Annotated in this window: 10 protein-coding genes; 7 read left to right on the top strand and 3 right to left on the bottom strand. The window is 63.8% G+C overall.

The window, feature by feature from the left end; translation table 11 throughout:
• Nucleotides 1-83: 83 nt before the first annotated feature.
• Together AC2YJX_RS04405 and AC2YJX_RS04400 are read left to right on the top strand one after the other, a co-directional pair.
• The gene (locus tag AC2YJX_RS04405; protein WP_121505978.1) at nt 84-644 is read left to right on the top strand and encodes a GNAT family N-acetyltransferase; all 561 of its coding nucleotides are present in this window, start codon (nt 84-86) and stop codon (nt 642-644) included.
• Between the two features lie 25 nt (nt 645-669).
• The gene (locus AC2YJX_RS04400) at nt 670-1707 is read left to right on the top strand and encodes an amino acid ABC transporter substrate-binding protein (protein ID WP_487255361.1); all 1038 of its coding nucleotides are present in this window, start codon (nt 670-672) and stop codon (nt 1705-1707) included.
• A gap of 256 nt (nt 1708-1963) precedes the next feature.
• On the opposite strand, the gene AC2YJX_RS04395 is transcribed toward AC2YJX_RS04400, so the two are convergent.
• Both AC2YJX_RS04395 and AC2YJX_RS04390 read right to left on the bottom strand, forming a co-directional pair.
• On the bottom strand, nt 1964-4189 hold the full coding sequence (locus AC2YJX_RS04395) for a putative bifunctional diguanylate cyclase/phosphodiesterase (protein WP_487255360.1): 2226 nt from the start codon (nt 4187-4189) through the stop codon (nt 1964-1966).
• Between the two features lie 135 nt (nt 4190-4324).
• Nucleotides 4325-7207 carry a bifunctional diguanylate cyclase/phosphodiesterase gene (locus AC2YJX_RS04390; protein WP_487255423.1) on the bottom strand — a complete coding sequence of 961 codons (2883 nt, stop codon included), beginning with the start codon at nt 7205-7207 and terminating at the stop codon, nt 4325-4327.
• Between the two features lie 289 nt (nt 7208-7496).
• Between AC2YJX_RS04390 and AC2YJX_RS04385 the strand changes: the two genes are divergently transcribed.
• Genes AC2YJX_RS04385 through AC2YJX_RS04365 form a run of 5 tightly spaced genes read left to right on the top strand, consistent with a single transcriptional unit; the run spans nt 7497 to nt 12956 of the window.
• Nucleotides 7497-8333, top strand: coding sequence for a GNAT family N-acetyltransferase (locus AC2YJX_RS04385; protein ID WP_487255359.1), 837 nt, complete (start codon nt 7497-7499; stop codon nt 8331-8333).
• Nucleotides 8333-9202: a UDP-2,3-diacylglucosamine diphosphatase gene (locus AC2YJX_RS04380; RefSeq protein ID WP_487255358.1), complete on the top strand. Its 870-nt coding sequence runs from the start codon at nt 8333-8335 to the stop codon at nt 9200-9202. The genes AC2YJX_RS04385 and AC2YJX_RS04380 overlap by 1 nt, the downstream gene beginning before the upstream one ends.
• Nucleotides 9199-10287, top strand: coding sequence for a glycosyltransferase family 4 protein (locus AC2YJX_RS04375; RefSeq protein WP_487255422.1), 1089 nt, complete (start codon nt 9199-9201; stop codon nt 10285-10287). Before AC2YJX_RS04380 ends, AC2YJX_RS04375 begins: the two co-directional genes overlap by 4 nt.
• Nucleotides 10288-10326: 39 nt before the next feature.
• Nucleotides 10327-12495, top strand: a complete 2169-nt coding sequence (gene ppk1, locus AC2YJX_RS04370) for a polyphosphate kinase 1 (protein ID WP_487255357.1) — start codon at nt 10327-10329, stop codon at nt 12493-12495.
• The gene (locus AC2YJX_RS04365; RefSeq protein ID WP_487255356.1) at nt 12492-12956 is read left to right on the top strand and encodes a SixA phosphatase family protein; all 465 of its coding nucleotides are present in this window, start codon (nt 12492-12494) and stop codon (nt 12954-12956) included. Before ppk1 ends, AC2YJX_RS04365 begins: the two co-directional genes overlap by 4 nt.
• A 39-nt stretch (nt 12957-12995) precedes the next feature.
• Here the strand turns inward: AC2YJX_RS04365 and AC2YJX_RS04360 are convergent, their stop codons facing one another.
• A complete protein-coding gene (locus AC2YJX_RS04360; RefSeq protein WP_487255355.1) occupies nt 12996-13529 on the bottom strand; it encodes a hypothetical protein in 534 nt (177 codons plus the stop codon).
• Between the last annotated feature and the right edge of the window lie 16 nt (nt 13530-13545).

Below are 13545 nucleotides of genomic sequence, written 5' to 3'. Positions count from 1 at the left end.
TCCCGCCGAGAGCTCCTTCCACCGTTGGCGCGCCGCACGATCCGCTACGCTGCGGCCTTTGCCGCCGACCAGGAACCCCATAGATGCCTTCAAACACTGACATACCTTCCACCATCACCGTCCGTTCCGTGGACTACGGCAATGCCCGCGAAGCGCGGGCGTTGGTCGAACTGCTCGACGGCTATGCAAGGGACGTGGCGGGTGGTGGCGTTCCACTGAGCGCCGAGGTCCAGCGGGGCTTGCCCGAGGCGCTGCGCCAGCGGCCGCAGGCTTTCAGCGTGATGGCCTGGGCGGCGGACGCTTCGGCGCCACACGGCGAGGTGCCCGTGGGGCTGATCAATTGCCTGGAGGGCTTTTCGACCTTTGCCTGCCGGCCTCTGGTCAACGTGCATGACGTGGTGGTGGCACCCGGCTGGCGCGGCCACCGCATCGCCCAGCGCATGCTGCACCGGGTGGAAGCGCTGGCCCGCGAGCGCGGTGCCTGCAAGCTCACGCTCGAAGTGCTTTCGGGCAACCACAGTGCAATGCGCGCGTACGAACGGGAAGGCTTTGCTGCCTACACCCTGGACCCCAGCATGGGGCAGGCGCAATTTCTGCAGAAGATGCTGGATGGGGCAGGGCCTGCGCCATTGGCGGCACCGTGAATCACCCTTCCGGAGACCTGACCGCATGAAGACAGTGTTTGGCCAGATCGCCCCAATGGGCGCCATCGTTGTGGCCGCGTTGCTGGCCGCTCCCGTGGCCCATGCGGGCAAGACTCTCGACGGTATCAGGGCGCGCGGGCAGGTGGTGTGTGGTGTCAATACCGGGCTGGCCGGGTTTGCGATGGCAGACTCCAGCGGCAAGTGGTCCGGACTTGACGTGGATGTCTGCAGGGCGCTTGCAGCCGCCGTGCTGGGCGACGGCAAGAAAGTCAGGTACGTGCCGTTGGACGTGCCGCAGCGTTTCACGGCCTTGCAATCCGGCGAGGTGGACGTGCTTTCGCGCAACACCACCTTTTCGCTGGCGCGCGATGCATCGATGGGTCTGCACCAGACGGTCGTTACCTACTACGACGGCCAGGGTTTCATGGTGCCCGCCAAGAGCAAGATCAGGAGCATCCGCCAGCTCAAGGGACAGACCGTATGTGTGCAGTCGGGCACCACCACCGAAAAAAACCTGGCCGACTATTCCCGTGCCAACGGCCTCGACATCAAACCCGTGATGTTTGAGAAGGTAGATGCTGCAACGGCCGCCTATCTGGCGGGCCGGTGCACCGCATTCACCACCGATGCATCGGGCCTGGCAGCCTTGCGCAGCGGTGTTTCGCAAGGTGCGGCAATGCACACCATCTTGCCGGAACTCATCTCCAAGGAACCCCTGGGGCCCTTGGTGCGGCGGGGCGACGACGAGTGGTTTGCCGTGGTCAAGTGGGTGATCTACGGCCTGATCGAAGCCGAAGAGTATGGTGTGACGCAAGCCAATGCGGACTCGCTGAAAGCCAGCAGCGCCCACCCGGTGGTGCAGCGTATGGTGGGCACTGCGGAAGACACTGGAAAGCTCCTGGGGCTGGACCGGGACTGGTTGCTGCGCGCCCTCAAGACCACCGGGAACTACGGCGAGATTTTCGAGCGCAACGTCGGCCAGAAGTCGGCGCTGGGGCTGCCGCGCGGCCTCAACAACCTGTGGAGCAAGCAGGGCCTGATGTACGCGTTTCCGATCCGCTGAACTGCGCTTGCAGGGACTGACCTGGGCGACGATGCATTGGGTGCTGGTTGCTGAAAGCCCGCACAGCACCAAGAGCCTCGGTCCTGCAGACTGGGTGTATTTGCTACTGAAATTATAGCTGCTTACGCTTTACCATCAAGCGTTAGGCCCGGTATTCATGTTATTTTCGAGCCGATGGGCTGCTGTCCCTGCTGCGTCCACCGGTGCATTCCTTGGCCGCCGCATGAGCCCTTCGGCCAGCATGGGGCAGTGTCGGTCAATGCAACTGCCGCCGCATGAAGGCTTCCAGCTCGGGCGCGGACAGCGGCATGCTGAAGTGGTAGCCCTGCGCCTCGTCGCACCCTTGTTCGCGCAGGTAGGCCAGTTGACCTTCGGTCTCCACGCCTTCTGCCGTGGTGCGCATGCCCAGCGCCTGGGCCATGCGGATGATGGCGCTGACGATGGCGCGGTCGTTGCCGTCATCACCCAGGTCGCGCACGAACGACTGGTCGATCTTGAGCTTGAAGATCTGAAAGCGCTTGAGCTGGCTCAGCGATGAGTAGCCGGTGCCAAAGTCGTCCATCGACATGCGCACGCCGCGTGCGTGCAACTGGTCCATGGTGGCCACGGCAGCATGGGGGTCGTCCACGGCCACGCCCTCGGTCAGCTCCAGCTCCAGGGAGTCGGGCGGCAGACCGAACTCGGCCAGCATGCGGCTTACGAGCTCCGGCAGTTGCGGCTGGCGAAACTGGATGGCTGACAGGTTTACGGCCATCGTCAGGTGGGGGAATCCGTTCGTGCGCCAGGTTTTGAGCTGTGACAGCGCCGTGCGCAGCACCCATTCCCCAATCTGCAGGATCTGCCCGCTGTCTTCGGCAATGGGAATGAACTCTGCCGGCGATACTGCGCCCAACTGCGGGTGTTGCCAGCGCAGCAGTGCCTCCACGCTGCGCACGGAGCCGTTGGTCAGGCTCATCTGCGGCTGGTAGTGCAGGTGGAACTGGTTGCGCTCCAGCGCACGCCGCAGGGCGTTTTCAAGCTGCAAGGCGCGCACCGACTGCGCCTGCATCTCGGGGGTAAAGAACTTGAAGGTGTTGCGCCCGTCGAGCTTGGCGCGGTACATGGCCACATCGGCCGACTGTGTCAGCGTGTCGAAGTCCGTGCCATCCTGCGGGAACAGCGCGATGCCCATGGACGGCGCCATGGTCAGCTCGTGGTGGTCAATCTGGTAGTGCTGGCGCGATGCCTCCTGCAGCTTGCCGGCCACGCGGGCGGCGCCATGGGCATTGGCGCCCGGCAGCAGCAAAATGAACTCGTCGCCGCCCAGGCGCGACACGGTGTCCTTGTCGCGCACCACGGCCCGCAGCCGCTTGGCGATCTCCACGAGCAGGGTATCGCCCACGCGGTGGCCCAGCGAGTCGTTCACATGCTTGAAGTGGTCCAGGTCCAGGAAGATCAGGGCCAGCGGCGTGTTGCCCTCCTGGGCGACGCGGATGGCCTCCTGCGCCCGTTCTGCCAGCAGCGTGCGGTTGGGCAGGCCTGTCAGGGCGTCGTAGTGGGCCAGCCAGTAGATGCGTTCCTGATCGGCCTTGCGGTCGTTGATCTCACGGTGCAGGTTGTCCACGGTCTCGCGCAGTTCGCGGGTGCGGTCCTGCACCTGCCTTTCGAGGTCTTCGTGGGCACTGGCAAGCACGGCCTGCGCCTGCTTGCGCTCCGTGATGTCCATCGTGATCCAGATGGAGCCCTGCGATGGATCGGCTGGGTCGATGGACTTGCTGCGCACCTCGCAGATCACGGGGGTCCCATCCTTGCGGCACAGCTCCAGCTCGCCCTCGTAGGAGTGGCCCGCGGCCAGCTGCGGATAGCATCGGCGGCCGACCTCTTCCCACGCAGCGTCGCTGGCGTACCACCGGCGCGAGGGGCTGCCCACCAGTTCACCGGGCTCGTAGCCCAGCATCTGTTCGAAGTGGTGGTTGCAGCGGGTCAGGCGCCGGTCGCGCAGGAACACGATCCCCACCATCGCGCTGTCAAAGAGCAGCTGCTTTTCACGCACCGCTGCGCCCAGTGCAGCCTGCGCACGCTTTTGCTCGTCGATGTCGTCCAGAATCCAGATGGAACCTTCGGCTGTGTCGTGCGGGTTGATGAGCCGCCCGGTCAGGCTGCCCCAGAACAGGCTGCCGTCGCGCCGGCGCAGCTGGCGCTCGACGCGGAACGCCTGGCCCTGGGCTAGGACTGGGTAGGCGGTGCGGCCCAGATCGCGAAACGCCTCGCGCGAAGGGTAGAAGGTTTCGGTGTTCAGCCCGACCAGGCTCTCGGGGCTGGCATGGCCAAAAATTTCGGCATACCGCTGGTTGCAGCGCACCACACTGCGCTGGCGCAGGAACACAATGCCTACGCCCGCACTGTCGAGCAGGGTTTGCTGTTCGCGCAGCGCGCGTTGCAAGGGAGTGTCGGTGGCAATTCCAGGACGCTGCGATTCTGGAGTGCTGTACGGCGCAAACATGGAGACCGGTACGGGCTGTAGGGCCTGGCGGCCTGGGTAATTTGTACCAAAGTGTAGCAGCGCTCCCTTACAAGCCCATGGGGGCACCTTCGGTAACCGCCCCAATGCCGCCCGCAACCAACGGCGTGCAAGTGCCTAGCCTGACGACGACGACTGCTGCTCCTGCTGCTGGCGCAAGTAGGCCTCGAAGGCATCCGCGGGCAGGGGGCGACTGAAGTAAAAGCCCTGCGCTTCGTCGCAGCCCTGCGCACGCAGAAATTCAAGCTGCCCGTCGGTCTCCACCCCCTCGGCCGTGGTTTGCATACCCAGCGCCTGCGCCATGCGGATGATGGCGCTCACGATGGCGCGGTCGTTGGCATCCTCTTCGAGGTCGCGTACAAACGATTGGTCGATCTTGAGTTTGTAGATCTGAAAACGCTTGAGGTAGCTCAGCGATGAGTACCCGGTGCCAAAGTCATCCATCGACAGGCGCACGCCCCGGTCGTGCAGCTGGTCCATCATCGCCAGTGCGGCGGCGGGATCGTCCACGGCGGCACCCTCCGTCAGCTCCAGCTCCAGCCTGCGGGCTGGCAGGCCAGCCTGTTCCAGGCAGCGGGTCACCATCTCGGGCAACTGGGGGTGCCTGAATTGCACGGCGGAAACGTTCACGGAAACGGCCCGCAGGGGCAGGTGCAGATCCAGCCAGCGTTTGGTGTCCCTCACCGCTGTGTGGATGACCCATTCGCCAATTGCCACGATCATGCCGCTGCTCTCGGCCACGGGGATGAACTCGGCTGGCGACACCAGGCCCAGTTCGGGATGGCGCCAGCGCAGCAGGGCTTCGGCACCCACCACCTGGCGCGTGGTGAGCGAGACCTGCGGCTGGTAGTGCAGCTCAAACTGGTTGCGCTCCAGCGCACGGCGCAGCGCATTTTCGATCTGGAGGGCACGGGCGGTGCGGGCTTCAAGATCGGCGGTGAAGAATCCGTACCGGTTGCGTCCGTTCTGCTTGGCACGGTACATGGCGGCGTCTGCCCGCTGGTACAGCGTGTCGAACGATTCCCCGTCGGCCGGGTACATCGCAATGCCGACCGACAAGGTGGTGGTGAGTTCGTAGGGGTCAATCTGGAAGGGCTGGGCCACGGCGGCCAGCAGCTGCGTGGCCATGTCGGCGGCGGCAGCGGCGGAAGTGGCGGGGAGCAGCAGCAGGAATTCGTCCCCACCCAGGCGCGAAACCGTGTCCTGGGGCCTCAGGAGAGACTGAAGCCTTTGTGCGACAGCCACGAGCAGGATGTCGCCGATTCTGTGGCCCAGCGAATCATTGACGTTCTTGAAGTGGTCCAGGTCCAGAAACAGCATGGCCAGCGTACCGCCGCGCGCCTGCTCGTCGGCAATGTGGCGGTGGGCGCGTTCCGCCAGGAGCGCGCGGTTGGGAAGGTTGGTGAGCGGGTCGAAGTGGGCCAGCCGTTGAATGCGGTCCTGGGCCTCTCGCTGCTGGGTGACGTCGCGGAACAGCGTGATGGAATGCGTGACAACGCCATTGCCGTCTCGCACGCTGCTCACCGACAGCCACTGCGGGTAGGTGGATGCATCCTTGCGGCGCCCCCAGGCCTCGCCCTCCCAGCTTCCGCCCTGCGGCAACTGTGCGTAAACGGTATCGGCGTGGAAGTGATCGTCGGCTCCGGCGACCGTGAGCAGACGCACGGACCGTCCTACCGCTTCGGCTTCCGTGTACCCGGTGATCCGTGTGAATGCCCGGTTGATGCGCACGATGGTATGCGCCGCGTCTGCAATCACGATGGCTTCACTGCTCTGGTCAAACACCTGGGCGGTGAGCTGTAACTGCTCCTGGGACCGCTTGCGTTCGGTGATGTCGCGCGACAGCACAATGAACCTGGGCTTTGCGCTGGGGGAGGTGGCCTTGCGCGCCGCAGACAACTCAAACCAGGTGGCGCCCAGACTGGGCAGATCAAGCACGATCTGCCGTCCGGTGGACCAGCCCTGGGCGTGGGCTTCGTTCAGCACGTCCATCACCGACAGTGCGGCCACCGCAGGCAGTACCTCGGTCACGTTGTGCCCGACCAGCATGTCTGCGGGTGCCATGAGCAACTCAGCGCGCTGGCTGTGCACGCTGCAGTACAGGCCGTCCAGGTCAAGCTCGAAAAGCGGGTCCGGGATGGCATCGATGGTGGCGCGCAACTGCTGCTGGGTGGCCTGGATCTCGGAGGTGCGCTGCGCCACCTGGTAGGCCAGACCGCGCTCATGCGCCTTCAGCTCGAAAAGCAGCCGGGCCAGGTAGGTCATCAGCAGCGCAAACAGCAAGGCCACCGCGCATCGCATGGCCAGCACGCCCGGGTCTCCCCAGCCTTTGATGGGGACCAGGCTCAACGTCCATTGTCCGTTGGGCAGCGTCAAGGAACGGCCCACGGCGTCGGGGCCAGCGGGTGGGGTCGAGGCTGCGATCGTCTGTTCTTCCCCCGTGTCGGGCCGGATGCGCCACAACCTGTAGTGGTATCCCCGCTGGGTCAATTGCGGCAGTCGGGCGGCTGCCAGCACCTCGGGCAATCGGATGGTGACGTAGGTAAAGCCCCAAAAGGCACGGTGGCCCTGTGTGTCTTCCAAATAAACAGGCTGGCGCCCCACCACTCCCAAGCCACCTTGCACCAGTTCCATGGGGCCGGCCAGGGTCAGTCGGCCTGATTCCCGTGCCCTGGCGGATTCGGGGCCTTGGCGTGGGTCGTTGAGCTGATCGAAGCCGATGGAGTTTTCGTTGCCTTGGCGCGGAACTACGTGCCTGACCACCCCGTTGGGTGACAGCCCCATGGCGGCGATGCCCGGATAGAACGGCAGCATCTGGGTGCCGATCTCTTCAAACTGCGTTACCTGGCCTTTTCCCTGGCGCACGAGGGCCACCAGGGCGTTGTTGGCCGATAGGGCCAGCTCGATGGCGCGTTGCAGGGCCTGCACATGGTCGCCAGCCATGTCCGCCACCTGGGTGCGCTGTTGTGCATGCTCCTGGCGCTCCAGCGCCCACACCATCACCCCTGCACACAGCGCCGCCAGAACAAACACGACCAGTGGGCCCGTAACAGGGCTCCGGGGGCGAGCGGGGGAGGGGGCATGCACGGTGCGGGTTCCTGAATCAATTATGCAGTCCGCACGATGGCGAGCGTTGGTGCTTCTGCGTGAACGGCTGTCACGGCATTGACACGCCTCCGACATGGCGACGTCACGTCCCAATTCCACACTTATCCGCAGGGAAAAAAGATTCCCGGCCATGGTTGGTGCCTTCAGCCCAACCCATCCTCATGCAAGGAGATGTTGCACCATGAACGAACTGTCCACCTTGACACCACCGCTGTCTGCCGAAGTTGCTTCCCCGAGAGTGCTTCAAGGAGTGGGCGCTTTGACGGGTGCTGCGCATCCGATCCCGGAACGCGGCGCTATTCAGGTGGCCTGGGCGCGCCATGAAGATGAAGTGCGCCAGGCGCAGCGGCTGCGGTTCGACGTGTTTGCGGCGGAAATGGGCGCTCGATTGACGACCCCCATTGCGGGCCATGACGTGGACCTTTTTGACGATTACTGCGAGCACTTGTTGGTGCGCGATGTCCAGAGCCAGCAAGTCATTGGGACTTACAGGGTGCTCACTCCGGCCCAGGCCCGGCGCGTCGGCGGTACTTACAGCGATACCGAGTTTGACCTGACGCGGCTGCGCTCGCTGCGCCCCCGCATGGTGGAATTGGGGCGCAGCTGTGTGCACCCCGACCACCGCCACGGCGGTGTGATCATGGCTTTGTGGGGCGCGCTGGCGGACTTTATGGTGCGCAACCAGTTGGACACGATGATCGGTTGCGCAAGCATCCCCATGCTTCACAACGGTGTTGTCAGCGGCGATGCGGCCGCCAGCATCTGGCAGCAGGTGCGAAAGACACACCTTGCCCCCATCGAATACCACGTGCTTCCCCGTTTGCCCTTGCCCGTGGAGCAACTCGACGGATCCATCACGGTGGAGCCACCGGCGCTGATCAAAGGCTACCTGCGGCTCGGGGCCCGCGTGCTGGGCGCGCCGGCTTGGGATCCAGACTTCAACACGGCTGACCTGCCAATGCTGATGCGCCTGGCGGACCTGCATCCTCGCTATCGCAAGCATTTTCTGGGGGCCTGATGCGCGCCGCATTCGATGCCCTGGGACCCTGGATGGAGCCATCCATGGGCCACGAGGACGCGGCCGAAGACGCACATGCCTGCGCTGCTGGTCATCGTCGGTACCGTGCGGTCTTTATTTCTGATCTGCATCTGGGCACGCCGGGTTGCCAGGCGGTTGCGTTGCTGGACTTTCTCAAGCACCACCCCAGCGATCAACTCTACCTTGTGGGCGACATCGTCGATGGCTGGCAACTGCGCCGCAAGTGGTTCTGGCCACAGGCCCACAACGATGTGGTGCAAAAGCTGCTGCGCCGTGCGCGCAAGGGGTGCCGGGTGGTGTTTGTGCCGGGCAACCATGACGAATTTGCCCGCGCGTTCGTAGGCCACTCGTTTGGAGGCATCGAGGTGCGGGCCGATGCGGTGCACACCACGGCGGATGGCCGCAGCCTCTGGGTCACGCACGGCGACCATTTTGATGGAGTCATCCAGTGCGCCAAGTGGCTGGCGTATTTGGGCGACAACCTTTATGAATTCACGCTCAAGCTCAACCGGTACCTCAACACATTGCGCGCCCGCATGGGCCTGCCCTACTGGTCTTTGTCGGCTTACCTGAAAGGCAAGGTCAAAAAGGCCCTGAACTACGTCACCGACTTTGAAGTGGCTGTTGCGGCTGAAGCACGCCGCAGGGGGCATGACGGCGTCGTGTGCGGCCATATCCACCGTGCCGAGATGCGCGAGATCGGTGGGACGCTTTACTGCAATGACGGCGACTGGGTGGAAAGCCACACCGCCTTGGTCGAGCACATGGACGGCAGGCTGGAACTGTTGCAGTGGCCGGCTTCTCCTGTCGCCAATATTTCCCGGGCCGAGTCGGCTGCCGTTGTATGAAAATTGCCTTGTTGACAGACGCCTGGCTGCCCCAGGTCAATGGGGTGGTTACCACCTTGCTGGAACTGGTGCAGGAGCTTGAAGCGGCCGGGCACGAGGTGCAGGTGCTGCACCCCGGCCAGTTCGCAACCCGTCCGTGCCCCGGCTATCCTGGCATCGACTTGGCAGTGCGCCCGGCGAAGCGGGTGACGACGATGCTGGACGCGATGAAACCCGATGCCATTCACCTTGCCACGGAAGGGCCGTTGGGCTGGGCAGGGCGCCGCTATTGCCTGCGCAAGGGGTTGGCATTCACTACCGCTTTCCACACGCGATTTCCGGAAATACTGCATGCAGCGCTGCGCGTGCCACTGCGATGGGGGTATGCGCTGTTCAGGCACTTTCACCGGCCATCTTCGGGGGTGATGGTGCCTACGCAAGGCGTTTTGCAGATGCTGGAGCGACGGGGCTTTCGCAATCTGCGCCCATGGACCCATGGGGTGGACACACGGGCTTTTCCGTTCCACGGTGCAACCATCCAGAGCCCGCTCACGGGTGCTTTGGCGCACCCCGTCTCCTTGTATGTCGGGCGGATTTCGTACGAGAAAAACATCGAAGCTTTCCTCCAGCTGGACATACCAGGCTCCAAGGTGGTGTGCGGGGTCGGTCCACTGGAAGCTCGCCTCAAGGCCAAGTATCCGCAGGTCCGTTGGCTGGGCATCCTGGACCGTGCCGCGCTGGCGCAGGTATATGCGGCTGCGGATGTGTTTGTGTTTCCCAGCCGGTCAGAAACCTTCGGCTTGGTCATGCTGGAGGCAATGGCCTGCGGGACGCCGGTGGCCGCCTACCCTGAGGACGGCCCGATGGAGGTGCTGGGGGCGCATTCAGGTCAGCCGCCCAGAGGGGGCGTGCTGCACAACGATTTGTTCGTGGCAAGCCAGCAGGCACTGGCGATACCCCGGTCCGAAGCGCGCGCACGGGCACTCGATTTCACCTGGGCGCATGCCGCCCGGCTGTTCGAGCAGTATCTGGTTCCCGCCCAAGCGCAGGGCTCGCCTCGTGTGACTGTCACAAAATCTGTCACATCTTTGTCATCTGGGCGTTAAATACTGCTGCCATCCTGCACTAGCCGCGTTTGCGTACCCATGTTGCCTTTGCCTTCCGATGATGCTCTCGTGCATGCCAACGCCTCCCTGTCGCCGGACAGTGGCACGAGCGGAGGATCCTCACAGTCCGCCAGCGCGCCCCCTCACATGTTTCTGGACAGGGACCACAGCATCCTGGCTTTCAACGAGCGTGTTTTCGACTGGGCTGTGAGGCCGGATGTGCCGCTACTGGAACGATTGCGATATCTGTGCATCGTGTCGTCCAATCTCGACGAATTTTTTGAGGTCCGTGCTGCGCCGCACATTACCGCTGCGCAAAAAGGTGAGACCAAAGGGCTCTATTCGACGGCATCGTTCGAAGCCATGGCCGCCAAAATACACAGCCTGGTGGAGCGGCAATACGCGCTGTACAACGAGTCCCTGGTGCCTGCTTTTGCCGCGCACGGGATTCGCATCGTGGGGTATGGCGAGCGATCACCCGCCCAAAAGCGCTGGGTCCACGACTATTTTGTGAACGAGGTCCGGCCACTGCTGATTCCAGTGGGGCTGGATCCGGCCCATCCGTTTCCACAGGTGGCCAACAAATCGCTGAACTTCATTGTTCGCCTGAAGGGCCACGACGCTTTCGGCAGGGAGAACGAGATTGCCATCGTCAAGGTGCCGCGTGCGCTGCCAAGGCTGATCCGCATGCCTGCCCGCGTGGCGCCTGGGGAGGCTCTTTTCGTGAGCCTCTCCAGCATTGTTCGCGCGCATCTGGAGGATCTTTTCCCGGGGCGGGAGGTCACGGAATTCTCGCAGTTCCGCGTGACACGCCATTCCGATTTGGCACTGGACGAAGAGGATGTGCGCAATCTGCGGACTGCCCTTCGCCAGGGCTTGCAACACCGGCACTATGGGCAGGCGGTACGGCTGGAGGTGTCCTCCGGGTGTTCGCAGTTTTTGTCGGATTTTCTGTTGGCGCAGTTTGCTTTGCCGGCCGCTGCCTTGTACCGGGTGCATGGCCCGGTGAACCTGGTGCGTTTGACGCAACTGGTGGATCTGATGGATGCGCCGGAACTGCTCTTTCCACCCTGGAATTCCGCGTGGCCCCGGCAGCTGCAATCCGGCGTGTCCATCCTGGAACAACTGCGCAAGCACGATGTGCTGATCCACCAGCCGTTCGAGAGTTTTGACGGGCTCCTTGCCTTTTTGCGTGAAGCCGTCAATGACCCTGATGTGCTTGTCATCAAACAGACGATCTACCGCACCGGCGCGGACTCCGAACTCATGGACCTGCTCACCGAAGCTGTACGCCGCGGCAAAGAGGTCATGGCGGTTGTGGAACTCAAGGCGCGCTTTGATGAAGAGGCCAATATCAACTGGGCCGAGGCCCTGGAGTCGATTGGCGCCCAGGTGGTCTATGGCGTAGTGGGTCTCAAGACGCACGCGAAGATGCTGCTGGTTACGCGCAGGGAAGGGCGAAAACTGCGGCGCTACGGGCACCTATCGACGGGCAACTACAACGTACGTACTGCACGGCTGTATACCGATCTGAGCTACCTTACGGCCGATGAAGAAACCACGGCCGACATGGACGGGGTGTTCAATCACCTTGCGAGCCAGAACCGCCCGCCCAAGCTGCGCAAGCTGATGCTGGCGCCGTTCCATCTGCACCGGCGAATGCTGGAGAAAATCGAACAAGTGGGTCTGGCGGCCAGCCGGGGAGAGGATGCGCGGATCGTGGCCAAGATGAATGCCCTGACCGACGAGGCCCTGATGCGTGCTCTGATCGTGGCAGGCCAGCGCGGTGCGCGCATTGATCTCATCGTGCGGGGAGCTTGCATGCTGGCAGCCCAGGTGCCCGGGGTGACCGACAACATCCGTGTACGGTCGGTGATCGGCCGCTTCCTGGAGCACACACGTGTCTTCTACTTCCGCAGCGGGGGGGAGGAAGATCTGTACCTTTCCAGCGCCGACTGGATGAACCGCAACATGATGCGGCGTGTGGAGTTGGCCTGGCCTGTGACAGACCCGCGCCTGCGGCAGCAGATTGTGGACGAGTGCCTGGTCGCCTATTTGCATGACGACCGGGATGCATGGACGCTGAACGCTGACGGCTCCTACAGCCGAGCCCCCCGTCCGCAGGATGGGTTGGGCGCCCAGAACGCTTTAATGGTTCGCTACGGTCCAGCCCCGTCGGGGACGCGCATGGACCAGGGGGCGGCATGATGGACCTCATCCTGTGGCGCCATGCGGAGGCAGAGGAGCTCGCAGAGGCGGGCGATGATCTGGCGAGGGCCTTGACGTCGCGCGGGGAAAAGCAGGCAGCGCGCATGGCGGCCTGGCTGGACCGGCAATTGCCCGAGGGCTTGCGCGTGCTTGCCAGTCCGGCCCGGCGCACCGAGCAAACGGCCAACGCCCTGGGGCGCAAGTTCAAGATGCGCGCCGAGCTGTTGCCTGGTGGAACGCCGCAAGATCTGCTGGACCTTGCGCAGTGGCCGCGCGCCAAGGGGACGGTGCTGGTTGTGGGCCATCAACCCATGCTGGGCCAGACCATTGCGCAGCTGATGGGGCTGCAGGCTTCGGAATGCGCTGTGCGCAAGGGAGCTGTCTGGTGGTTGAGGCAGCGGCAGCGGCTGGACCAGAGCCAGACCTTGTTGATCACCGTCCAGTCCCCCGAGTTTCTATGAGACCTGTTGTGCCGAGGGGATGCCTCGGTACAGCTGGGGCTACTTGCGCGAGGCTTTGGTCGACGTTTTGGTGGCGGGCGCCGGAACCGCAGGCGCGGCTTCCGCCTTGGGGCGACCTGTCTTGATGGAAGGTACTGCCTGTACCGCGCTGCGCAGGGCAGCGTCAGACATGGCGGCCAGGACCTTCAAGCCCGCGCGCAACAGCTCGCTTTTCTTCACGGGCTGGGCGAGAGCAGCCGAGCGCTGCTTCAGGGTTTCTATGACCGCGTATTCATCTTTGGGAATAGTGAAACTGTCGCGCACCAGCTTGGGCTTCTTGGCCTTGGTATCCCGGGCGGCGGTTGGCGCGGCGGGGGCCTTGGCCAATTTCGGTGTCACTTGCGTGGCGGTGGTCGCCTTTTTCTTGGAAGCCGAGGCAGGCTTTGTGGCTGCTTTTTGGGGCTGCTTGGCGACCGCAGCCGTTTTGGCGGGAGCCTTAGTGGCCGTCGCAGCCAGCTTGGCCGACTTTGCCGCAGTGGTGGGAGCGGGGCTGGGCGAGGGGGCAGCGGGCAGGGCGGGGCTTGAAGTGGTCATGGCAAACAAACGCTTT

The sequence above is a fragment of the Acidovorax sp. SRI_002 genome, assembly GCF_057586455.1.
This window is presented reverse-complemented; position numbering and strand designations above follow the sequence as displayed.

Bases quoted from the DNA above. Each gene is read 5' to 3' on its own strand.
- AC2YJX_RS04400 (WP_487255361.1), top strand. From the start codon at position 670: ATGAAGACAGTGTTTGGCCAGATCGCCCCAATGGGCGCCATCGTTGTG.
- ppk1 (WP_487255357.1), top strand. From the start codon at position 10,327: ATGTTGCCTTTGCCTTCCGATGATGCTCTCGTGCATGCCAACGCCTCC.
- AC2YJX_RS04360 (WP_487255355.1), bottom strand. From the start codon at position 13,529: ATGACCACTTCAAGCCCCGCCCTGCCCGCTGCCCCCTCGCCCAGCCCC.
- AC2YJX_RS04380 (WP_487255358.1), top strand. From the start codon at position 8,333: ATGCGCGCCGCATTCGATGCCCTGGGACCCTGGATGGAGCCATCCATG.
- AC2YJX_RS04375 (WP_487255422.1), top strand. From the start codon at position 9,199: ATGAAAATTGCCTTGTTGACAGACGCCTGGCTGCCCCAGGTCAATGGG.
- AC2YJX_RS04390 (WP_487255423.1), bottom strand. From the start codon at position 7,207: ATGGTGTGGGCGCTGGAGCGCCAGGAGCATGCACAACAGCGCACCCAG.
- AC2YJX_RS04395 (WP_487255360.1), bottom strand. From the start codon at position 4,189: ATGTTTGCGCCGTACAGCACTCCAGAATCGCAGCGTCCTGGAATTGCC.
- AC2YJX_RS04385 (WP_487255359.1), top strand. From the start codon at position 7,497: ATGAACGAACTGTCCACCTTGACACCACCGCTGTCTGCCGAAGTTGCT.
- AC2YJX_RS04365 (WP_487255356.1), top strand. From the start codon at position 12,492: ATGATGGACCTCATCCTGTGGCGCCATGCGGAGGCAGAGGAGCTCGCA.
- AC2YJX_RS04405 (WP_121505978.1), top strand. From the start codon at position 84: ATGCCTTCAAACACTGACATACCTTCCACCATCACCGTCCGTTCCGTG.